Source organism: Cupriavidus sp. H39, assembly GCF_050271075.1.
GTDB classification, from domain to species: Bacteria; Pseudomonadota; Gammaproteobacteria; order Burkholderiales; family Burkholderiaceae; genus Cupriavidus; species Cupriavidus necator_B.
The window spans coordinates 2993576-3013981 of record NZ_CP189848.1 but is presented as its reverse complement, the minus strand read 5'-3'; the positions used below and the strand labels follow the sequence as shown (position 1 = coordinate 3013981).

Genomic DNA, 20406 nt, shown 5'->3' with positions numbered 1-20406 from the left:
CCCCGCCAAGAAGGGACGTCCGGACCGGTCAGCCGCACTCGCCATGCCGACGCTGATCTGCAATTGCAACGACACCATGCCGCTTGACGGGGCGGCGCTGTCCGAAGCAACCCGCGACGCCAGCCCCGGGCCGCTCAAGGTCCATCGACTGCTGTGCCGGCGCGAAATCGGTGACTTCACCGCCGCGCTGGATGGCACCGAGGACGTGATCGTCGCCTGCACGCAGGAGCGCCAGCTGTTTACCGAGGTGGCAGCGCAAGCCGCGCAGGGCGGCGAGGGCCGGCCGGTGGTGACCGCGCCGGTGCGCTTCGTCAATATCCGCGAAACCGGTGGCTGGTCGCAGGGTGCGCGGCGCGACCCGAAAACCGCCAACGCCAAGATCGCCGCGCTGCTGGCGGTGGCCGCGCTGCCCGAACCCGAGCCGGTGCCGGTGGTGGACTACCGTTGCGACGGCGCGGTGCTGGTACTGGGCCCGGCCGCGCGCGCGCTGCCATGGGCCGAGCGGCTGGCGGCCATGCAGCTGGAAGTGACGGTGCTGCTGACCGGCAGCGAAGCCCGCCACGGCGCGGCCGCGCAGCCCGCGGCGCGTGCCTATCCGGTCCACAGCGGCCGGCTGGCCACGCTGACCGGCTGGCTGGGCGCATTCCAGGCCAGCTGGGAAACCGGCGCCGGCCGCAGCAACCCGATCGACCTGGACCTGTGCACGCGCTGCAATGCCTGCATCGAGGCCTGTCCCGAGAACGCGATCGACTTCAGCTATCAGATCGACCTGTCGCGCTGCCGCGCGCACCGCGATTGCGTGCGCGCCTGTGGCGCGGCGGCGGCGATCGACTTCGACCGCCCGCAGGGCACCGCGCAGGGCCGCTTCGACCTGGTCTTCGACCTGTGCGACACGCCCGCCTTCACCATGCACCAGCCGCCGCAGGGCTACCTGCATGCCGGCGCCGACCCGGCCCGCCAGCAGGACCAGGCGCTGCTGCTGGCCGGGCTGGTGGGCGAGTTCGAGAAGCCCAAGTTCTTCCGCTACAAGGAAAGCCTGTGCGCGCACGGCCGCAACCAGACCACCGGCTGCACCGCCTGCATCGACATCTGCTCGACCGAGGCCATCGCCTCGCGCTGGCATGACGGCAAGGGGCGCATCGAGGTCACGCCCAACCTGTGCATGGGCTGCGGTGCCTGCACCACGGTCTGCCCGAGCGGCGCCATCAGCTATGGCTATCCCGGGCCGGAGGTGACCGGCGCGCGGCTGCGCACGCTGCTGTCGGCATACCGGCAGGCCGGCGCGCGCGATCCGGTGGTGCTGCTGCACGGCGAGGAATACGGTACGCCCGCGCTGCTGGCGCTGGGCCGCGCCGCGCGCGGCGGCAAGGCGGGCGGCGTGCCCGCGCAGGTGATGCCGCTGTCGCTGTTCCATCCGGCCTCGGTCGGGCTGGAGCTGTGGCTGGCCGCGCTGTGCTGGGGCGCGAGCCGCGTTGCCGTGCTGCTGACCGGCGACGAGGCGCCGCAATACCGTACCGCGCTGCTGGAGCAGATGGCGGTCGGGCGCGCGCTGCTGTCCGGGCTGGGCTATGACGGCGAGGTGCTGTCGCTGGTCGAGGCCGCCGACACGGCCGCGCTCGATGCCGGCCTGGCGGCCCTGCGCCCGGCGCGCAACGCGTTGCCGCCCGCGCCGTTCGGGCCGGTTGCGGCCAAGCGCGAGATGCTCGACTTTACGCTCGACCACCTGGTGCGCCATGCGCCGTCACCGGCGCAGAGCGTGCCGCTGCCGGCCGGCGCGCCCGTCGGCGCCATTGCGGTGGATACCGGCAAGTGCACCTTGTGCCTGGCCTGCGTGGGCGCATGCCCGTCGCAGGCGCTGCGTGACAACCCCGAGCGTCCCGTGCTCAGCTTCATCGAGCGCAACTGCGTGCAGTGCGGGCTGTGCGAAAAGACGTGCCCTGAAGACGCCATCACCCTGGTGCCGCGCTTGCTGGCCGGCGATGCGGCACGCCGCCCGGTCACGCTCAACGAGGCCCAGCCGTTCCATTGCATCCGCTGCGCCAAGCCGTTTGGCACGGCACAGATGGTCGAGTCGATGCTGGTGCGCCTGGCTGGACATCCGGCCTTTGCCGGCGCCGCGGCGGAGCGCCTCAGGATGTGCCCGGACTGCCGCGTGGTAGACATGATGGAACGCGATCCCGGCGCCGTGACGGGCGCCACCCTGCGCTGAGACCCGCCCCGGGGCCACAGGCAAAAATCATCACGACATGACAGATTTCCAGCCGATCCAGCTCACCGCCGCGCCGCCCGTTGACGATGCCGAAGACACCGCCCGCGCCGACCTGTACGGCCTGCTCGCGACGCTGTTCTACCGCGCGCCCGACGCCGCATTGCTGCATCACATCGCCGCCAACCGCGCCGTGGGAGAGGACGCCAATACCGTGCTCGGCAAGGCGTGGAATGCGTTGTGCGACGCAGCATCCGAGACCACCGCGGCCGAGGCCGAGGACGAGTACCGGCAGCTGTTCGTGGGCGTGGGCCGCCAGGACGTGTTCCTCTATGGCTCTTTCTATATGACTGGCTTCCTCAACGAGCGCCCGCTGGTGGCGCTGCGCGAAGACCTGGCCCGCTATGGCCTGGAGCGCCACGAAGGCGTCAGCGAGACCGAGGACCATATCGCCACGCTGTGCGAGGTGATGCGCTTCCTGGTGGCGGGCGAGGACCTGTCGGTGTCCAACCTGGGCGAGCAGCAACGCTTCTATGCGAAGCACCTGCAGCCCTGTATCGAGCCATTGTGCGATGCGGTGACGGCGCACCCGCAGGCCCGCTTCTATCGCAGCGTGGCGGGATTGCTGGGCACCTTTGCCGGCGTCGAGGCGGTGGCGCTCGAGATGACCTGAGCGCGGCACCGATGCGACTCGGGACGCCAACGCGCAGTGCTTTGCTTAGGCCAAACTTGAGCAGAAGGTAAGGAAAAACCCGCGCTTGTCATGGTCTTTCCTTCCAGTTGATTCTAGAATATGCATAACAACGCATAACGGCACAACCATCGGGCTTTGACAACCAGGGAGCCCCCACATGAGAGAAAAGCCAACCAGGGTCGGGCGCCGCACGTTTCTCGCAGGCGCCGGAGTTGTGGCGGCCGCAACGGGCGCGGCAGCGCTGAGCGCGCGCGCACCGTCCATGCCGGGCCAGGCCGCAACGCTGCCGGAACCCGCCGATCCTCCGTCGGACAGCAAGGGTTACCGGGTCTCCGACCACATCCGCAAGTATTACCGGACCACGCTGGTGTAACTGCCACGGCGGCGTGGTCTGGCGCGCCGCCTGCAACCGGACGCTACCCAATCGTCCGATTCTGAGGTGAGACATGATCTTGACCCGCAAACGCGCGGCGCAGGGCGCATCCGCCCGCCTCGCTGACGGCCTCGCCAACCGGCCCGAATCCGCCGATGCAAGTTCAGGCCGGCTTTCCCAACGACTCGCGGCCAGCCTGGCCGGCGCCATGCCGACCATGGACCGCCGCAGCTTCCTCAAGCGCTCCGGCATCGGCGTGGGCGCGGGCCTCGCGGCAGGGCAGCTGACGCTGCTGCGCAAGGCCGACGCCGCCGACGACAAGAAGGCCGCCGGCGACGGCAAGACCGGCATCGTGGTCCGGCGCACCGTGTGCGGCCACTGCTCGGTCGGCTGCGCGGTCGACGCTGTGGTGCAGAACGGCGTGTGGATCCGCCAGGAGCCGGTGTTCGATTCCCCCATCAACATGGGCGCGCACTGTGCCAAGGGCGCCGCGCTGCGCGAGCACGGCCACGGCGAATACCGGCTCAAGTACCCGATGAAGCTGGTCAACGGCAAGTACCAGCGCATCGGCTGGGACCAGGCGCTCGACGAGATCACCGCGCGGATGAAAGACATCCGCCAGAAGACCGGCCCGGACTCGATGTTCTTCGTCGGGTCTTCCAAGCACAGCAATGAGCAGTCCTATCTGCTGCGCAAGTGGGTGTCGTTCTTCGGCACCAACAACACCGACCACCAGGCGCGCATCTGCCACTCCACTACCGTGGCGGGCGTGGCCAACACCTGGGGCTACGGTGCGATGACCAACTCGTACAACGATATGCAGAACGCGAAGGCGGCGCTGTATATCGGCTCCAACGCGGCCGAGGCGCACCCGGTGTCGATGCTGCACCTGCTGCACGCCAAGGAAAGCGGCTGCAAGGTGATCGTGGTCGATCCGCGTTTCACGCGTACCGCGGCCAAGGCGCACCATTACGTGCGGATCCGCTCCGGCACCGATATCGCCTTCCTGTTCGGCGTGCTGTACCACATCTTCAAGAACGGCTGGGAAGACCAGAAGTTCATCAATGACCGGGTCTACGGCATGGACAAGGTCAAGGAGGAAGTGCTGGCCAAGTGGACGCCCGACAAGGTCGAGGAAGTCACCGGCGTGCCCGAGGCGCAGGTCTACATGGTGGCCGAGACCATGGCCAAGAACCGTCCCAGCACGCTGGTGTGGTGCATGGGCCAGACCCAGCACACCATCGGCAATGCGATCGTGCGCGCCTCGTGCATCGTGCAGCTGGCGCTGGGCAATATCGGCGTGTCGGGCGGCGGCGCCAACATCTTCCGCGGCCACGATAACGTGCAGGGCGCCACTGACGTGGGACCCAACCCCGATTCGCTGCCGGGCTACTACGGCCTGGCCACCGGCGCATGGAAGCACTACGCGGCGGTCTGGGGGGTCGACTACGAATGGATCAAGAAGCAGTTCGTCTCGCAGGCATTGATGGAGAAGTCCGGCACCACGGTGTCGCGCTGGATCGATATCGTCACCGAGAAGAACGAGCTGATCGACCAGGACAACAACGTGCGCGGCGTGTTCTTCTGGGGCCATGCCCCGAACTCGCAGACGCGCGGCCTGGAGATGAAGAAGGCGCTCGACAAGCTCGACCTGCTGGTGGTGGTGGACCCGTACCCGTCGGCAACCGCGGCCATGGCCAACATGCCGCCGGCCGAGGGCGACAAGGTCAACCCCAACCGCGCGGTGTACCTGCTGCCGGCCTGCACGCAGTTCGAGACCTCGGGCTCGTGCACGGCGTCCAACCGCTCGCTGCAATGGCGCGAGAAGGTGATCGAGCCGCTGTTCGAATCGATGCCCGACCACACGCTGATGCAGGCGTTCGCCGACAAGCTCGGCTTCGGCAAGGAGCTGTCGAAGAACTACAAGATGATCGAGGTCAAGCGGGCCGGCCGGACCTGGATGGAGCCGGAGCCGGAATCGATCCTGCGCGAGATCAACGCCAGCAACTGGACCATCGGCTACACCGGCCAGTCGCCGGAACGCCTGAAGTCGCACATGCGCAATATGCAGATGTTCGACGTCAAGACGCTGCGCTGCAAGTCGGGCAAGGACCCGGTGACCGGCTATGACCTGACCGGCGACTACTTCGGGCTGCCGTGGCCCTGCTACGGCACGCCGGAACTGAAGCACCCCGGTTCGCCCAACCTGTACGACACCAGCAAGCATGTGATGGAGGGCGGCGGCAACTTCCGCGCCAACTTCGGCGTGGAGCGCGACGGCGTCAACCTGCTTGCCGAGGATGGCTCGTACTCGCTGGGCGCGGAGATTACCACCGGCTATCCCGAGTTCGACCACGTACTGCTGAAGAAGCTGGGCTGGTGGGACGACCTGACCGATGCGGAGAAGGCCAAGGCCGAGGGCAAGAACTGGAAGACCGATCTCTCCGGCGGCATCCAGCGCGTGGTGATGAAGAACCATGGCTGCCATCCGTTTGGCAACGCCAAGGCGCGCGCGGTGGTGTGGAACTTCCCGGACCCGGTCCCGCAGCACCGCGAGCCGCTGTACTCCACGCGCCCCGACATGGTCGTCAAGTATCCGACCCACGACGACAAGATGGCGTTCTGGCGGCTGCCGACGCTGTACAAGTCGGTGCAGCAGCGCAATCTCCAGAACAAGGTCGCCGAGAAGTTCCCGATCATCCTGACCTCCGGGCGATTGGTCGAGTACGAGGGCGGGGGCGAGGAAACCCGCTCCAATCCGTGGCTGGCGGAACTGCAGCAGGAGAACTTCGTCGAGATCAACCCGCGCGCGGCGTCCGACCGCGGCATCCGCAACGGCGACTTCTGCTGGGTCAAGACCCCCACCGGTGCCACGCTGAAGGTGCGCGCGCTGGTCACCGAGCGGGTCGGGCCCGATACCGCCTTCATCCCGTTCCACTTCTCGGGCTGGTGGCAGGGCAAGGACCTGAAGGACTACTACCCCGAGGGGGCGATGCCGGTGGTGCGTGGCGAAGCGGTCAATACCGCCACCACGTATGGCTATGACTCGGTGACGATGATGCAGGAAACCAAGACCACCATTTGCCAGATCGAGCGGTTTGCCTAAGCGCAGAGGAACATCATGGCACGCATGAAATTTATCTGTGACGCCGAGCGCTGCATCGAGTGCAACAGCTGCGTCACCGCCTGCAAGAACGAGCACGAGGTGCCCTGGGGAGTGAACCGGCGCCGCGTGGTCACTGTCAACGACGGCATGGTCGGCGCCGAGAAATCGATCTCGGTGGCCTGCATGCACTGTTCGGACGCGCCGTGCATGGCGGTCTGCCCGGTCGATTGCTTCTACCGCACCGAGGACGGCGTGGTGCTGCACGACAAGGACGTCTGCATCGGCTGCGGCTACTGCTCCTATGCCTGCCCGTTCGGCGCGCCGCAGTTTCCGTCGACCGGCACCTTCGGCGTGCGCGGCAAGATGGACAAGTGCACCTTCTGCGCGGGCGGCCCGGAGAAGAACGGTTCGGAAGCCGAGTTCGAGAAGTATGGCCGCAACCGGCTGGCCGAAGGCAAGCTGCCGCTGTGCGCCGAGATGTGCTCGACCAAGGCGCTGCTGGGCGGCGATGGCGACGTCATCGCCGATATCCTGCGCAACCGCGTGATCAAGCGCGGCACCGGCGGCGACGTGTTTGGCTGGGGCACGGCCTATGGCGGGGCCAAGCCCGGCGCGCAGCCGGCACCGCCGCCGCCGCCCGCGTCGGCGGTTCCCGCCGCGCCGGCAGCTACGGTACCTGCGGGAGGGAAAACGTCATGAATCGACTCCGCGTGGTGGCACTGGTGTCGCTGTGCGGCGTGCTGCTGGTGGCGTGCGGCGAGAAGCCGCAGACCATCGGCCCGTCGCACCGCAAGGCTGATACCCAGGCCTTCCAGGGGGCCCCGGACGATCCGTTCGTGGCCAAGGGCTGGACCGCGGGCGACCGCACCAGCTGGAACAACCAGATCCGCCAGCGCAACCAGTTGCAGAACGAGTACAACCGGGTGCAATGACCGCGCCGCTGTGGGGACGTCCCGGTATCCGGGCGCTGAAGGAGGGGCTATGACTCCGTCGCACAATCGATGCCGGGCCGGAGGGTGGCGCAGCTGGCTGGCGGCCGGCGCGCTCGCGCTGGGTGCTGTAGCCGGCAACGCCGCCGCCCAGGCCCCGGCACCCGCGCCGGGGCCGTCGACCGGGCCGGCGACCGCATCGGCCAGCGCCGATGCCAACAACCCGGCGACGCATCCGGCGCAGCCGCTGGCCGGCGTGGCTTCCGAAAACATCTTCAACATCCCGCCGCGCGATATCGCGGCGGAGGCCAGGTCGCAGCAGCAGCGCACCGTTACCCAGCCCGGCAACAATGCGCCGGTGTGGCGCGAGGTCAATTCCGACCAGCGCCACTACAGCAGCCTGCCCGACAAGGAAGCCGGGGTGCTGATCCAGCGCACCGGCCAGTCATGGCGGCTGTTCCGCAACGGCGTCATCACGGTCTGGGGCGGCTGGCTGCTGCTGATCGTGCCGGTGGCGATCCTGGGCTTCTTCCTGTGGCGCGGCACCATTCCGCTGCGCACGCCGAAAACCGGCCGCCTGATCGAGCGCTTTACCCCGCTCGAGCGCATCGTGCACTGGACCATGGCGATTTCCTTCGTGGTGCTGGCGGTGTCCGGCATCGTGATGCTGCTGGGCAAGCATTTCCTGCTGCCGCTGATGGGCCATATGCTGTTCGGCTGGCTCAGCTACATCCTGAAGAACCTGCACAACGTGGTGGGGCCGATCTTCACGCTGTCGGTGATCGTCGCCTTCGCGGTGTTCGTGCGCGACAACCTGCCCAGCCGCGACGACGTGCGCTGGGTCACCAGCCTCGGCGGGCTGGCCTCGGGCAGGCATGTGCCGAGCGGCCGCTTCAACGCGGGCGAGAAGATGTGGTTCTGGTTTGGCGTGTTCGTGTCGGGGCTGGTGTTGTCGGCATCGGGCTGGGTGCTCGACATGATCGTGCCGGGCATGGACTACTACCGCGCCACCATGCAGATCGCCAACGTGATCCACGCGATTGCGGCGGTGCTGATGATCGCCATGGCGTGCGGCCATATCTACATGGGCACCATCGGCATGGAAGGCGCGTACCGCGCCATGCGCGATGGCTGGGTCGACGAGGCCTGGGCCAAGGAGCATCACGAACTCTGGTACGACGACATCAAGTCCGGCAAGATCCCGGCCCAGCGTTCGGCCAGCCCCGATGCCGCCGCGGCCCGGCCGGCGCGGCACAGTCCCGGCGAAGCCTGAAGCAGGCCTACGACACAGCAGGAATCCTCGACGATGACACGCATCCTGACGCTGATCGCCGTAGCCGCCGGTGCCGCCTGCGCGGCCTTTGCCCCCGGCGCGCTGGCCAAGCTGCCCGCGCCAACCGAAGCCCAGCAGGCCAAGGCCGCCGAGACCAAGGCGCGCGCCGCCTGGTCCGACAAGGTCGCGGCCTACCAGTTGTGCCGCACCCAGGACAAGATCGCCGAACGTTACCTGGCCGACCGCAAGGGACACGGGCAGCCGGCGCGCGAGCCGGTGCAGACGGCCGCCTGCGCCGATCCTGGACCGTTCGTGGCCCCGGCCGCGGCCATCGCCAGCACCGCCGCTGCAGCCGCGGCAGGCGCGGTACAATCGCCGGCAAAGGCGCCGTAACTTCCGCCCCCTGCATGCCGCTCGGGGCCTCACCCGCAGCCCCGAGTCCCTCGTCATGACCTTGCGTCCCGAGCTTACCCAGGCAGCCGTTCCCCTGATCGAAGAGGTTGAAGTCGTCGACGAGCAAGGGCGCGTGCGCGCGGCCTACCTGCCGGGCGAGCGTCCGCTGACGGTCTATCTCGACAAGCGCGAGCTGGTCACGCTGATGACGCTGGGCGGCGCGCCCGAGCACCTGGTGCTAGGCTACCTGCGCAACCAGCGCCTGGTGGAATCGATCGAGGACATTGCCGCGGTGCAGGTCGACTGGGAAACCGAATCGGCGGCGGTGACCACGCGCAACGGCGTGGACCGCATCGAAGAGCGCACCGCGCGCCGCGTGGTGACCACGGGCTGCGGCCAGGGCACCGTGTTCGGCTCGCTGCTGGACGAGGTCGACAGCATCCGGCTGCCGGTTGGCGCCACGCTGGACCAGGACACCCTGTACGGCATCATCGACACCATCCGGCTGCAGCAGTCCGTGTACAAGCAGGCCGGCTCGGTGCATGGCTGCGCGCTGTTCCAGGGCACCGAACTGCTGATGTTCGTCGAAGACGTCGGGCGCCACAATGCGGTCGACGCCATTGCCGGGCGCATGTGGCTGGAAGGCATGAGCGGCGGCGACAAGATTTTCTACACCACCGGGCGCCTCACTTCTGAAATGGTGATCAAGGGCGCGCAGATGGGCATCCCGTTCCTGCTGTCGCGCTCGGGCGTGACGCAGATGGGCTACCAGATGGCCCGGCGCGTCAACCTGACGCTGTTCGCGCGCTGCACCGGCAAGCACTTCCTGCTCTATACCGGGCGCGAGCGCTTCCGTCATCGTCAGCCCGAAGATGTAGTGGTGTAGCCGCCACTTGCAGACCGCTGCCGGCTTGAAGGGGCGCGCGCCGAATGGTTGTACAATGCGGCGCACTCCGAGCCGTCTATCCTCCCAACCTTATGAGCATCAAATCTGACAAATGGATCCGCCGCATGGCGGAACAGCACGGCATGATCGAGCCGTTCGAGCCAGGCCAGGTCCGGGAGGCCGACGGCCGCAAGATCGTCTCGTACGGCACCTCGAGCTACGGCTACGACATCCGCTGCGCCGACGAATTCAAGATCTTCACCAATATCAACAGCACCATCGTCGACCCGAAGAACTTCGACGAGAAGTCGTTCGTCGACTTCAAGGGCGAGGTCTGCATCATCCCGCCCAATTCGTTCGCGCTGGCGCGCACGATGGAATACTTCCGCATCCCCCGCAGCGTGCTGACCATCTGCCTGGGCAAGAGCACCTACGCCCGCTGCGGCATCATCGTCAACGTGACGCCGTTCGAGCCGGAATGGGAAGGCTATGTGACGCTGGAGTTCTCCAACACCACGCCGCTGCCGGCCAAAATCTACGCCGGCGAGGGTTGCGCCCAGGTATTGTTCTTCGAAAGCGACGAGATCTGCGAGACCTCGTACGCCGACCGGGGCGGCAAGTACCAAGGCCAGCACGGTGTCACACTGCCGAAGACCTGAGCGCATTACAATCCGGCGTTTGCCGGAACGGCGCGCCCGCCAGGGCCGCCCAACCTGACGTGAGAGCCACATGTCGCCGTCGCAGGGGAACCCCTGCCGGCCATGTGGCTCAAGTCCTTTATGTCCTGCTTTCCATCAAGGATGCCCGATGAAATTCCGCTTCCCCGTCATCATCATTGACGAAGACTTCCGCTCCGAGAACATCTCCGGCTCGGGCATCCGCGCGCTGGCCGAGGCGATCGAGAAAGAGGGCATGGAAGTCATGGGGCTGACCAGCTACGGCGACCTGACCTCGTTCGCCCAGCAGTCCAGCCGGGCATCGACCTTTATCGTGTCGATCGACGACGACGAGTTCGCCAGCGACAGCGAGGAGCTCGAGGCCGCCGCGATCGAAAAGCTGCGCGCCTTCGTCGCCGAAGTGCGCCGCCGCAACTCCGACCTGCCGATCTTCCTGTACGGCGAGACCCGCACCTCGCGCCATATCCCCAACGATATCCTGCGCGAGCTGCACGGCTTCATCCACATGTTTGAGGACACCCCCGAGTTCGTGGCGCGCCACATCATCCGCGAAGCCAAGGTCTACCTCGACACGCTGGCGCCGCCGTTCTTCAAGGCGCTGATCGACTACGCGCAAGACAGCTCGTATTCCTGGCACTGCCCGGGACACTCGGGCGGCGTGGCGTTCCTGAAGAGCCCGGTCGGGCAGGTATTCCACCAGTTCTTCGGCGAGAATATGCTGCGCGCCGACGTCTGCAACGCCGTTGACGAACTGGGCCAGCTGCTGGACCACACCGGCCCGGTGGCGGCGTCGGAGCGCAACGCGGCGCGCATCTTCAACTCCGACCACATGTATTTCGTCACCAACGGCACCTCCACCTCGAACAAGATGGTGTGGCATGCCAACGTGGCGCCGGGCGACATCGTGGTGGTGGACCGCAACTGCCACAAGTCGATCCTGCACGCGATCATGATGACCGGCGCGATCCCGGTGTTCCTGATGCCGACGCGCAATCACTACGGCATCATCGGTCCGATCCCGAAGAGCGAGTTCGATCCGCAGACGATCAGGAAGAAGATCGCCAACCACCCGTTCGCCAGCAAGGCCAAGAACCAGAAGCCGCGCATCCTGACCATCACCCAGGGTACCTACGACGGCGTGCTGTACAACGCCGAGCAGATCAAGGAAATGCTGGCGGCCGAGATCGACACGCTGCACTTCGACGAGGCGTGGCTGCCGCACGCGGCGTTCCACGAGTTCTATCGCAACATGCACGCGATCGGCAAGGACCGCCCGCGCAGCAAGGACGCGCTGGTGTTCGCCACGCAGTCCACGCACAAGCTGCTGGCGGGCCTGTCGCAGGCCTCGCAGATCCTCGTGCAGGATTCCGAGACGCGCAAGCTGGACCGCTACCGCTTCAATGAAGCGTACCTGATGCATACCTCGACCAGCCCGCAGTACTCGATCATCGCCTCGTGCGACGTGGCCGCGGCAATGATGGAAGCGCCGGGCGGCACCGCGCTGGTGGAAGAGAGCATCCAGGAAGCCATGGACTTCCGCCGCGCCATGCGCAAGGTAGAGGGCGACTACGATGCCGGCAACAACGGCGACTGGTGGTTCAAGGTGTGGGGCCCGGACGCGCTGATCGAAGACGGCATCGGCGACCGCGAAGCGTGGATGCTGAAGGCCAACGAGCGCTGGCACGGCTTCGGCGACCTGGCCGACGGCTTCAACCTGCTCGACCCGATCAAGGCCACCCTCATCACCCCGGGGCTGGATGTCGACGGCGAGTTCAGCGAGCGCGGCATCCCGGCGGCTATCGTCACCAAGTACCTGGCCGAGCACGGCATCATCATCGAGAAGACCGGGCTGTACTCGTTCTTCATCATGTTCACCATCGGCATCACCAAGGGCCGCTGGAACTCGCTGGTGACCGAGCTGCAGCAGTTCAAGGATGACTACGACCAGAACCAGCCGCTGTGGCGCGTGCTGCCGGAATTCGTCGGCAAGTATCCGCAGTACGAGCGCATGGGCCTGCGTGACCTGTGCGATGCGATCCACAGCGTGTACAAGGCCAACGACGTGGCGCGCGTGACCACGGAAATGTACCTGTCGGACATGGAGCCGGCGATGAAGCCGTCGGACGCGTGGGCCATGATGGCCCACCGCGAGATCGAGCGCGTGCCGGTCGACGACCTGGAAGGCCGCGTCACCGCCATCCTGCTGACGCCGTACCCGCCGGGCATCCCGCTGCTGATCCCGGGCGAGCGCTTCAACCGCACCATCGTGCAATACCTGAAGTTCGCGCGCGAGTTCAACAAGCTGTTCCCCGGCTTCGAGACCGACATCCACGGCCTGGTCGAGGACGAGGTCGACGGCAAGAAGGCGTACTTCGTGGATTGCGTGAAGCAGGGCGCCTGAGCGCCAGCCGGCATCGCGCCGCGCCAGCAGGGCCCCGCCAAGGCGGGGCTCTTTCGTTTTTGCCTTAGCTGAACGGATTGATCACCATCGCCCCCGTGCCGCGGAAGTCGGCGACATTGCGCGTGACAACGGTGAGGTTGTGGATCAGCGCGGTGGCGGCGATGAGCTTGTCCAGCGCGTGCTCCGGCCGGGCCGCCCGCAACTGGCCCCAGACCTGCGCGACGTCTGCATCGACCGGCAACACCTGCCGGCCGAAGTCCGCCAGCACATTGGCCAGCCAAAGTTCCAGCAGCGTCGCCTGCACCGCGTCGCCGCGATGGCGGATCAGTGCCACGCCGCGCTGGAGTTCGCCCACGGTCAGCGCCGAGAGGTAGAGCGCGGCGCCTTCGCGCGCCGCCTGCCGAAAGAATGCACGCACGCCGGGATTGGCGCGCTCCCGCTTGCGCGTCTCGCTGATGACGTTGGTATCAATCAAATACACGCGGCGCCTCGCCCGTATCCTGGATGCGCTCGAAGTCGGCGTCCTGGCCGACGTCCGGCATGCTGGAGAGCACTTCGGCAAAGCTGCGCCGGGCCGTGCCGCCCAGCGCCTGCGCCAGGATGGCGCGGTGTTCGGCCTCGGCGCTGCGGCCGTTGGCGACGGCCTGCTCGCGCAGGCGCTGGACCAGCGCTTCATCGATGCCACGAACCAGTAGGGTTGCCATCTTGAGCTCCTCTCCGTTGGATGGCGTCATGATAGCATTGTTATCATTACGGCGGTCACGCATCGATGGCAGGCAGTAGATCGGGGTGGCGGCGGGGTGGCCCGCGCATTTGGTGCTCGGCATGGTGTTCTCCTTGGATCGTGGGCTGGATGCAGGAGTCAGTCTGGGCCCTGCCGCTGCGCTGGTCGATGAGCCGATTCGCAATTGCGCGGACTGCCTTGCCGCGGTCACGGGCGTGGCCCAATGAAAAAGCCCCGCATCGCTGCGGGGCCGGGCGGGTTTGCCGGAGACTGCCGCCGGGCAGTGTTATTTTTTCTTCTCGAACTCGAACTGCGGCGCCGCCGATTCACTTTCCGCGGGCGGCTGCGTCGGCAACTGGAGCGAGCCGGATTCGGCTGGCGCCGAGCCCGGCCCCGGCACCGACAGGTTGGGGGCGGCTGGTTTGGGTCTGCTGCCTTCCAGGTCGATGTTGAGGTCGCGCGTGATGCTGCGGTCCTGCGCCTTCTGCGTGCCGGTGCTGACCAGGCCCGGGAAGACGATGATCAGCGCCACCATCACCAGCTGGATCCCCACGAAGGGCACTGCGCCCCAGTAGATGTCCGAGGTCTTGACTTCGCGCGGCGCCACCGAGCGCAGGTAGAACAGCGAGAAGCCGAACGGCGGGTGCATGAACGAGGTCTGCATGTTCACCGCCAGCAGCACGCCGAACCAGATCAGGTCGATGCCGAGCTTGTCCGCCACCGGCCCCACCAGCGGCACCAGGATAAAGGCCAGCTCGAAAAAGTCCAGGAAGAACGCCAGCAGGAAGAACAGCACGTTCACCGCCACCAGGAAGCCGGTCTGGCCGCCGGGCAGCGCGGTCAGCAGGTGCTCGACCCAGATATGGCCGTCTACGCCATAGAACGTCAGCGAGAACACGCGCGCGCCGATCAGGATGAAGATCACGAAGGCCGACAGCTTGAGCGTCGCCTCCATCGCCTGCCGGGTCAGGCCGAGGTCGAGGCGGCGCTTCACCATGGCCAGGATCAGGGCGCCGAGCGCTCCCATGCCGCCGCCTTCGGTCGGCGTGGCCACGCCGACGAAAATGGTGCCAAGCACCAGGAAGATCAGCGCCAGCGGCGGGATCAGCACGAAGGTGACCTTTTCCGCCATCTGCGATAGCAGGCCGAGCTTCAGCGTCTTGTTGATCACCGCCAGCACGAAGGCGAACAGGATCGCCGCGCCCACCGAAACCACCAGGCGCTCATCCAGCGGCGCTTCCGGCTTGTAGAGCTTGTCCACCGCCACGCCCACCGCGATCGACATGGCGGTCAGCACCAGCACCGAGGCGGCGCCGCTCTTGCCGCTGGGCTCGCGGAAGGTGCGGGCCTCGATTGGCAGCGCCGGTGCGGCGACCGGCTTGATGATCGTGACCAGCATCACGTAGAGCATGTACATGCCGGTCAGCACCAGCCCCGGCACGAACGCGCCCTTGTACATGTCGCCGACCGAGCGGCCGAGCTGGTCGGCCAGCACGATCAGCACCAGCGACGGCGGAATGATCTGCGCCAGCGTGCCGGATGCCGCAATCACGCCCGAGGCCAGGCGCTTGTCGTACTTGTACTTGAGCATCAGCGGCAGCGAGATCAGCCCCATCGAGATCACCGAAGCCGCCACCACGCCGGTGGTCGCCGCCAGCAGCGCGCCGACGAAGATCACCGCATAGGCCAGGCCGCCGCGGATCGGGCCGAACAGCTGGCCGATGGTGTCGAGCAGGTCCTCGGCCATGCCCGAGCGTTCCAGGATCAGGCCCATGAAGGTGAAGAACGGGATCGCCAGCAGCGTGTCGTTCTCGATGATGCCGAACAGCCGGCTCGGCAGCGCCTGCAGCAGCTCGGGCGGCAGCATCCCCAGCTCGATGCCGATGAAGGCGAACAGCAGCCCGTTGGCCGCCAGCGCAAAGGCGATCGGGAAGCCCGACAGCAGGAATACGACCAGCGAGGCGAACATGATCGGTGCCATGTTCGCAATCAGGAATTGCGTCATCGTGCGCGCCTCTTATTGTTTTTCAGACGGGGGAGTCTGGTTGGCCTGCGCGATCGCGGCGATTTCCAGCGCCGGATCGACCGCGTGCTTGCGGAAGGCCGAGAACGGCAGTTCTCCCTTCAGGTAGGCGAAGCGCTTGATCAGTTCGGACAGGCCTTGCAGGATCATCAGCAAAAAGCCGGCCACGATCAGGAACTTGGCCGGCCAGCGGATCAGGCCGCCGGCATTGCCGGACATTTCATGGCCGGCGTAGGACAGCCAGAAGTAGGGGATCGACAGCCACAGGATGATCGCGGAAATCGGCAGCAGGAAGAACAGGATGCCGAATACATCGATCCAGACCTGGGTGCGCTCGGAGAAGCGGCCGGCGATGACGTCGATGCGCACATGCTCGTCGCGGCGCAGGGTGTACGGCGCGCCAAGCAGGAACACGCCGGCGAACATATACCACTGCAGTTCCAGCCAGGCGTTGGAACTGACGCTGAAGGTGTAGCGAATGATGGCGTTGCCTGCGCAGACCAGCACGGCCAGCAGGACCAGCCATTTCGCCCACTGCCCGATGAAAGCATTCACGGCGTCGATAAGCCGCGAGATCCTCATAAGGGAAGACATGTGATCGTCCTAGGGATTGGGGGGATACAGGGGTGGCGCGTTAGTCTACGGCGTCGCACGCCCTGCATCTTTAGGGTGAATCCCCAGTTCGTCACATTTTCCGGCCCATTCGCACCGGTCATGCGCTAATTCCGGGCTGATTCCGGCCGGATTCGATATTCCCCGGATCGAATGGCGGCACGGTTCGCCGCCGTTCATGCAATTCGCAACAGTTGTCGGTGCCGGCGCGCGGACAGAAAAAACGGGAGCTTGCGCTCCCGTTGCTGGCCTTTCAGGGTGCCGCTGACGCAGGCTCAGCCGTTCAGCGTCTGGCGTGCCGCGGCAATCGCCGCGCGCACCTGGTCCGGCGCGGTGCCGCCGATATGGTTGCGCGCCGCGACCGAGCCTTCCAGCGTCAGCACGGTGTGCACGTCGTCGCCGATCAGCGCGGCCTGGTCGCCGAGGCCCGAAACCTCGCGCAGCTCGGCCACGCTCAGGTCGGCCAGGTCGCACTGGCGGCTGTCGCAGGCGCGCACGGCGTGGGCCACGGCTTCGTGGGCATCGCGGAAGGGCAGGCCCTTCTTGACCAGGTAGTCGGCCAGGTCGGTGGCAGTGGCGTAGCCCTGCAGCGCGGCGGCGCGCATCGCTTCCGGCTTGACGCTGATGCCCGGCACCATGTCGGCGAAGATGCGCAGCGTGTCGACCACGGTATCGACCGTGTCGAACAGCGGCTCCTTGTCTTCCTGGTTGTCCTTGTTGTACGCCAGCGGCTGGCCCTTCATCAGCGTCAGCAGGCCGATCAGGTGGCCGTTGACGCGGCCGGTCTTGCCGCGCGCCAGTTCGGGTACGTCCGGGTTCTTCTTCTGCGGCATGATCGAGCTGCCGGTGCAGAAGCGGTCGGCGATGTCGATAAAGCCTACGCGCGGGCTCATCCACAGCACCAGCTCTTCCGAGAAGCGCGACACGTGGGTCATCACCAGCGCGGCGGCGGCGCAGAACTCGATGGCGAAGTCGCGGTCCGAGACGGCGTCGAGCGAATTGCGGCAGACGCCGTCAAAGCCGAGCTGCTGCGCGACGAATTCGCGGTCGATCGGATAGCTGGTGCCGGCCAGCGCGGCGGCGCCCAGCGGCAGGCGGTTGACGCGCTTGCGGCAGTCGGCCATGCGCTCGGCGTCGCGCGTGAACATTTCGTTGTACGCCAGCAGATGGTGGCCGAAGGTCACCGGCTGCGCCACCTGCAGGTGGGTGAAGCCCGGCAGGATGGTGTCGGCGTTCTGTTCGGCCAGGTCCAGCAGCGCGCCGCGCAGCGCGCCGAGCAGCACGATGATGTTGTCGATCTCGCTGCGCAGCCACAGGCGGATGTCGGTGGCGACCTGGTCGTTGCGCGAGCGGCCGGTGTGCAGGCGCTTGCCGGCATCGCCGACCAGCGCGGTCAGGCGCGCCTCGATATTCAGGTGGACGTCTTCCAGGTCCAGCTTCCACTCGAAGTTGCCGGCCTCGATCTCGCCGCGGATCTGCGCCATGCCGCGCTCGATCTCGGCGCGGTCGGCCTCGGCGATGATGCCCTGCTTCGCCAGCATGGCCGCGTGGGCCAGCGAGCCCTGGATGTCGAACAGGGCCAGGCGCTTGTCGAAGAACACCGAGGCGGTGTAGCGCTTCACCAGGTCGGACATCGGTTCGGAGAAGCGGGCGGACCAGGCTTCGCCTTTCTTGGCAAGTTGGGAGGTGGACATGGACGTCGGCTGCAGTGGCTCGCGCGGAAGGCGGCCGGCGTGGGAACGGCGGCGGGCGCGAAAAATTGGGAAACGGCGATTATATCGCCCGCCGGCCCACTGGCGGCGCTGGCCGCCACGGCGGCGCGGTCAGTCAGGGCCGGCTGTGGATCACGGGCCCCTTGAACACCACCGGGCCGCTCGGCCCGTCAGACCTGGGCGAGCCGCCGGGCGGCTCGATGCTGACGGCCAGCGCCGGCACGGCGGCCGGCCGTTGTGCCAGCGCCAGACGCGCTTGCGGCCCGCGACCGATTACGCCGAGGGACCGCGGCTGGCCGCCTTCCGGCAGCGCCCACAGCTGCAACACCTGCCGATCGCTCAAGGCCAGGTGATCGAGGCGACGCACCACCAGGTGTCGTGCGCCTGCGTCCCACGACACCAGCATCGCTGGCTGGGCGCGGTCGTCGTTCAGCACGGCGACGAGTTCGGCCGGCGCCGCCTTGCCCTGCTGCGCCAGCCGCAGGCCGAGGCCGATGGCCAGTACCGCCACCAGCGCCATGGTCGCCGCGGCGCCGCGCCAGAACACCGGGGCCGACCACAGGCGCTGCCACCAGCGGTCGCCGCCGACCCCGGAAGCGGTGGCCGCGGCGGGTCGCGTACGGGCCTCGGCCGCCTTCCAGCCAAGCCGTTCCTCGATCCCGCACCAGACCTTGTCGACCGGCTCGGCCGCCGCCTGCAGTTCGGCTACCCCGGCCAGCCGCGCCTGCCAGCGGTGAATCGCCGCGCGCACCGCCGGCTCGTCATGCGCCAGCCGCTCCAGGCGCCGGCGCGCGCCGCCCCGCAGCACGCCCAGCGCGTACTGGGCGGCAATCCGGTCGAGCAGGTCGGGATGGCTGGCCAGCTTCATGCCGCGCCCTCCATGCAGTGGCGCAGCCGCTCCAGTCCGCGCCGGATCCAGGACTTGACCGTCCCCAGCGGCGCGCGCAGGCGCGCAGCGAGTTCGGCGTGGCTCAGGTCCTGCAGGTAGGCCAGCATGATGGCCTGGCGCTGCGGCTGCTCCAGCCGCTGCAGGCAGCGGTTGAGCGCGCGTGCCTGCTGGCTGGCCTCGACCAGTTCGGCGGGCCCGGCCGCGTCGTCGGCCAGCCATTCGCCCAGGCCGTCCTCCAGTTCGACCGTCTGCGGCACGCGCGCCGCAGACGCCCGGCGCAGGCAGTCCAGCGCGCGGTTACGCACGATCGCGGTCATCCACGTCATCGGCGCGGCCAACTGCGGCCGGTAGTCGCCGGCGTGGTGCCAGATGCTGACAAAGCTCTCCTGCACGACATCCTCCGCCCAATCGCGCCTGCCCGTAATACGCAGCGCAAGGCCAAACAGTTTCGTCGCGGTGAGGTCGTAGAGCGCGCGCAGCGCCTGGCGCTCGCCCACGGCCACGGCCTGCAACAGTTCCTCCAGCCGGTCGGGACTGGCGGGCGCGGCATAGGACGGCTGCGGGGAGGGGGACACCGGGACGGCTCCTTGCACGGAAGCTTTGCCGGATTATAGGTAGCGCCGCATCCAAACGCCCGGCGCCTGCGTAGATGTTGGCAGGCGCAAGCCAGGCACCCCGTTCCAGGGGCGCCACGTTGTCATCCCTCACTGGAGAACACCATGGACCGCATGTCACAGAGGACCGCGCGCAAGTCCGAAGTCATCGTCACGTTGCCCGATTCACGGCGGCGCGGGCTGCTCAAGGCGCCCGGCCTGTTCGCGCTGGGCTCGCTGGCCGTCGTCACGCTCGGCGAGTCGATGCCGGCCTGGGCGCAGACGCAGTCGGGCAGCACCAAGGACGACATCAATATCCTCAACACCGCGCTCGGCCTCGAATACCAGGCGATCGCCGCGTACCAGGTCGGCGCCGAAAGCGGGCTGCTGCAAAAGCCGGTGCTGGCCACCGCGGTCAAGTTCCAGGACCACCACAAGGCCCATGCGCAGGTGCTGGCCGGGACGGTGTCGAAGCTCGGCGGGACACCGGTGGTGGCGAAGAGGGCGTCGGCCTATGAGTTCCCGACCGACAAGCTGAAGACGCAGGCCGATGTGCTGCGCTTTGCCGCCGGGCTGGAGAAGGGCGCCACCGCGGCTTACCTGGGCGTGCTGCCGAATTTCCACAACCGCGAACTGACGCGCGCCGCCGGCAGCATCCTCGGCGACGAGGCGATGCACTGGGCGGTGCTGCTGCATGCGTTAGGGGAGGATCCGGTGCCGGGGGCGTTTGTTGGCTGAAGCGAAAGATCGGCTGAAGCTTGCCGACTGGGTGCTCCCCTCTCCCGTGCGCGGGAGAGGGGCAGGGGGTGAGGGCAGGCGTGTCAACAGCTGAGGGCGGTGGGTTAACACCGTTGGCATTGCTTGGTGTGGTTCCTGATCAAACCGCCCCTCACCCCGGCCCTCTTCCCGTGAGGG

19 protein-coding genes are annotated in these 20406 nt (G+C 67.3%); 12 read left to right on the top strand and 7 right to left on the bottom strand.

The window, feature by feature from the left end:
• The first annotated feature begins 43 nt into the window (after positions 1–43).
• The 11 genes from ACOCMH_RS29345 to ACOCMH_RS29295 all read left to right on the top strand — a co-directional run bounded on the left by ACOCMH_RS29345 (position 44) and on the right by ACOCMH_RS29295 (position 12938).
• Positions 44–2209 carry a 4Fe-4S binding protein gene (locus ACOCMH_RS29345; protein ID WP_427310916.1) on the top strand — a complete coding sequence of 722 codons (2166 nt, stop codon included), beginning with the start codon at positions 44–46 and terminating at the stop codon, positions 2207–2209.
• 37 nt (positions 2210–2246) lie between these two features.
• Positions 2247–2879: a TorD/DmsD family molecular chaperone gene (locus ACOCMH_RS29340; RefSeq protein ID WP_427310914.1), complete on the top strand. Its 633-nt coding sequence runs from the start codon at positions 2247–2249 to the stop codon at positions 2877–2879.
• A gap of 178 nt (positions 2880–3057) precedes the next feature.
• Positions 3058–3273: a formate dehydrogenase gene (locus tag ACOCMH_RS29335; RefSeq protein WP_427310912.1), complete on the top strand. Its 216-nt coding sequence runs from the start codon at positions 3058–3060 to the stop codon at positions 3271–3273.
• 73 nt (positions 3274–3346) lie between these two features.
• Entirely contained in the window at positions 3347–6379 is a 3033-nt protein-coding gene (locus ACOCMH_RS29330) for a molybdopterin-dependent oxidoreductase (protein WP_427310910.1), read from the top strand.
• A gap of 15 nt (positions 6380–6394) precedes the next feature.
• Positions 6395–7078 carry a formate dehydrogenase FDH3 subunit beta gene (gene fdh3B, locus ACOCMH_RS29325; RefSeq protein ID WP_427310908.1) on the top strand — a complete coding sequence of 228 codons (684 nt, stop codon included), beginning with the start codon at positions 6395–6397 and terminating at the stop codon, positions 7076–7078.
• Positions 7075–7311, top strand: coding sequence for a hypothetical protein (locus ACOCMH_RS29320; protein ID WP_427310906.1), 237 nt, complete (start codon positions 7075–7077; stop codon positions 7309–7311). The genes fdh3B and ACOCMH_RS29320 overlap by 4 nt, the downstream gene beginning before the upstream one ends.
• A 49-nt stretch (positions 7312–7360) precedes the next feature.
• Entirely contained in the window at positions 7361–8581 is a 1221-nt protein-coding gene (locus tag ACOCMH_RS29315) for a formate dehydrogenase subunit gamma (protein ID WP_427310904.1), read from the top strand.
• Between the two features lie 33 nt (positions 8582–8614).
• Positions 8615–8974 carry a hypothetical protein gene (locus tag ACOCMH_RS29310; protein WP_427310902.1) on the top strand — a complete coding sequence of 120 codons (360 nt, stop codon included), beginning with the start codon at positions 8615–8617 and terminating at the stop codon, positions 8972–8974.
• A 55-nt stretch (positions 8975–9029) separates the two neighbouring features.
• The gene (locus ACOCMH_RS29305) at positions 9030–9860 is read left to right on the top strand and encodes a formate dehydrogenase accessory sulfurtransferase FdhD (RefSeq protein ID WP_427310900.1); all 831 of its coding nucleotides are present in this window, start codon (positions 9030–9032) and stop codon (positions 9858–9860) included.
• Positions 9861–9952: 92 nt separating this feature from the next.
• Positions 9953–10519: a dCTP deaminase gene (gene dcd / locus ACOCMH_RS29300; protein WP_018008077.1), complete on the top strand. Its 567-nt coding sequence runs from the start codon at positions 9953–9955 to the stop codon at positions 10517–10519.
• Between the two features lie 148 nt (positions 10520–10667).
• On the top strand, positions 10668–12938 hold the full coding sequence (locus tag ACOCMH_RS29295) for an arginine/lysine/ornithine decarboxylase (RefSeq protein ID WP_171515714.1): 2271 nt from the start codon (positions 10668–10670) through the stop codon (positions 12936–12938).
• 64 nt (positions 12939–13002) lie between these two features.
• On the opposite strand, the gene ACOCMH_RS29290 is transcribed toward ACOCMH_RS29295, so the two are convergent.
• From ACOCMH_RS29290 to ACOCMH_RS29260, 7 genes are all read right to left on the bottom strand, one after another.
• Positions 13003–13419, bottom strand: a complete 417-nt coding sequence (locus tag ACOCMH_RS29290) for a type II toxin-antitoxin system VapC family toxin (RefSeq protein WP_427310897.1) — start codon at positions 13417–13419, stop codon at positions 13003–13005.
• The gene (locus tag ACOCMH_RS29285; protein WP_427310895.1) at positions 13406–13642 is read right to left on the bottom strand and encodes a FitA-like ribbon-helix-helix domain-containing protein; all 237 of its coding nucleotides are present in this window, start codon (positions 13640–13642) and stop codon (positions 13406–13408) included. The genes ACOCMH_RS29290 and ACOCMH_RS29285 overlap by 14 nt, the downstream gene beginning before the upstream one ends.
• Before the next feature lie 306 nt (positions 13643–13948).
• On the bottom strand, positions 13949–15667 hold the full coding sequence (locus tag ACOCMH_RS29280; RefSeq protein ID WP_427310893.1) for a TRAP transporter large permease: 1719 nt from the start codon (positions 15665–15667) through the stop codon (positions 13949–13951).
• Between the two features lie 12 nt (positions 15668–15679).
• Entirely contained in the window at positions 15680–16279 is a 600-nt protein-coding gene (locus ACOCMH_RS29275) for a TRAP transporter small permease subunit (protein ID WP_427310891.1), read from the bottom strand.
• A gap of 293 nt (positions 16280–16572) precedes the next feature.
• A complete protein-coding gene (argH, locus tag ACOCMH_RS29270; RefSeq protein ID WP_427310889.1) occupies positions 16573–17991 on the bottom strand; it encodes an argininosuccinate lyase in 1419 nt (472 codons plus the stop codon).
• 133 nt (positions 17992–18124) lie between these two features.
• Complete coding sequence (locus tag ACOCMH_RS29265) at positions 18125–18877, bottom strand: anti-sigma factor (RefSeq protein WP_427310887.1); 753 nt, start codon at positions 18875–18877, stop codon at positions 18125–18127.
• Entirely contained in the window at positions 18874–19473 is a 600-nt protein-coding gene (locus tag ACOCMH_RS29260; protein WP_427310885.1) for a sigma-70 family RNA polymerase sigma factor, read from the bottom strand. The genes ACOCMH_RS29265 and ACOCMH_RS29260 overlap by 4 nt, the downstream gene beginning before the upstream one ends.
• Positions 19474–19617: 144 nt before the next feature.
• On the opposite strand from ACOCMH_RS29260, the gene ACOCMH_RS29255 reads away from it, so the two are divergent.
• Positions 19618–20229, top strand: a complete 612-nt coding sequence (locus ACOCMH_RS29255) for a ferritin-like domain-containing protein (RefSeq protein ID WP_427310883.1) — start codon at positions 19618–19620, stop codon at positions 20227–20229.
• Positions 20230–20406 lie beyond the last annotated feature (177 nt).

Coding starts and splice junctions, on each gene's coding strand:
- ACOCMH_RS29345 (WP_427310916.1), top strand. CDS start 44: ATGCCGACGCTGATCTGCAATTGCAACGACACCATGCCGCTTGACGGG.
- ACOCMH_RS29340 (WP_427310914.1), top strand. CDS start 2,247: ATGACAGATTTCCAGCCGATCCAGCTCACCGCCGCGCCGCCCGTTGAC.
- ACOCMH_RS29335 (WP_427310912.1), top strand. CDS start 3,058: ATGAGAGAAAAGCCAACCAGGGTCGGGCGCCGCACGTTTCTCGCAGGC.
- ACOCMH_RS29330 (WP_427310910.1), top strand. CDS start 3,347: ATGATCTTGACCCGCAAACGCGCGGCGCAGGGCGCATCCGCCCGCCTC.
- fdh3B (WP_427310908.1), top strand. CDS start 6,395: ATGGCACGCATGAAATTTATCTGTGACGCCGAGCGCTGCATCGAGTGC.
- ACOCMH_RS29320 (WP_427310906.1), top strand. CDS start 7,075: ATGAATCGACTCCGCGTGGTGGCACTGGTGTCGCTGTGCGGCGTGCTG.
- ACOCMH_RS29315 (WP_427310904.1), top strand. CDS start 7,361: ATGACTCCGTCGCACAATCGATGCCGGGCCGGAGGGTGGCGCAGCTGG.
- ACOCMH_RS29310 (WP_427310902.1), top strand. CDS start 8,615: ATGACACGCATCCTGACGCTGATCGCCGTAGCCGCCGGTGCCGCCTGC.
- ACOCMH_RS29305 (WP_427310900.1), top strand. CDS start 9,030: ATGACCTTGCGTCCCGAGCTTACCCAGGCAGCCGTTCCCCTGATCGAA.
- dcd (WP_018008077.1), top strand. CDS start 9,953: ATGAGCATCAAATCTGACAAATGGATCCGCCGCATGGCGGAACAGCAC.
- ACOCMH_RS29295 (WP_171515714.1), top strand. CDS start 10,668: ATGAAATTCCGCTTCCCCGTCATCATCATTGACGAAGACTTCCGCTCC.
- ACOCMH_RS29285 (WP_427310895.1), bottom strand. CDS start 13,642: ATGGCAACCCTACTGGTTCGTGGCATCGATGAAGCGCTGGTCCAGCGC.
- ACOCMH_RS29280 (WP_427310893.1), bottom strand. CDS start 15,667: ATGACGCAATTCCTGATTGCGAACATGGCACCGATCATGTTCGCCTCG.
- ACOCMH_RS29275 (WP_427310891.1), bottom strand. CDS start 16,279: ATGTCTTCCCTTATGAGGATCTCGCGGCTTATCGACGCCGTGAATGCT.
- argH (WP_427310889.1), bottom strand. CDS start 17,991: ATGTCCACCTCCCAACTTGCCAAGAAAGGCGAAGCCTGGTCCGCCCGC.
- ACOCMH_RS29265 (WP_427310887.1), bottom strand. CDS start 18,877: ATGAAGCTGGCCAGCCATCCCGACCTGCTCGACCGGATTGCCGCCCAG.
- ACOCMH_RS29255 (WP_427310883.1), top strand. CDS start 19,618: ATGGACCGCATGTCACAGAGGACCGCGCGCAAGTCCGAAGTCATCGTC.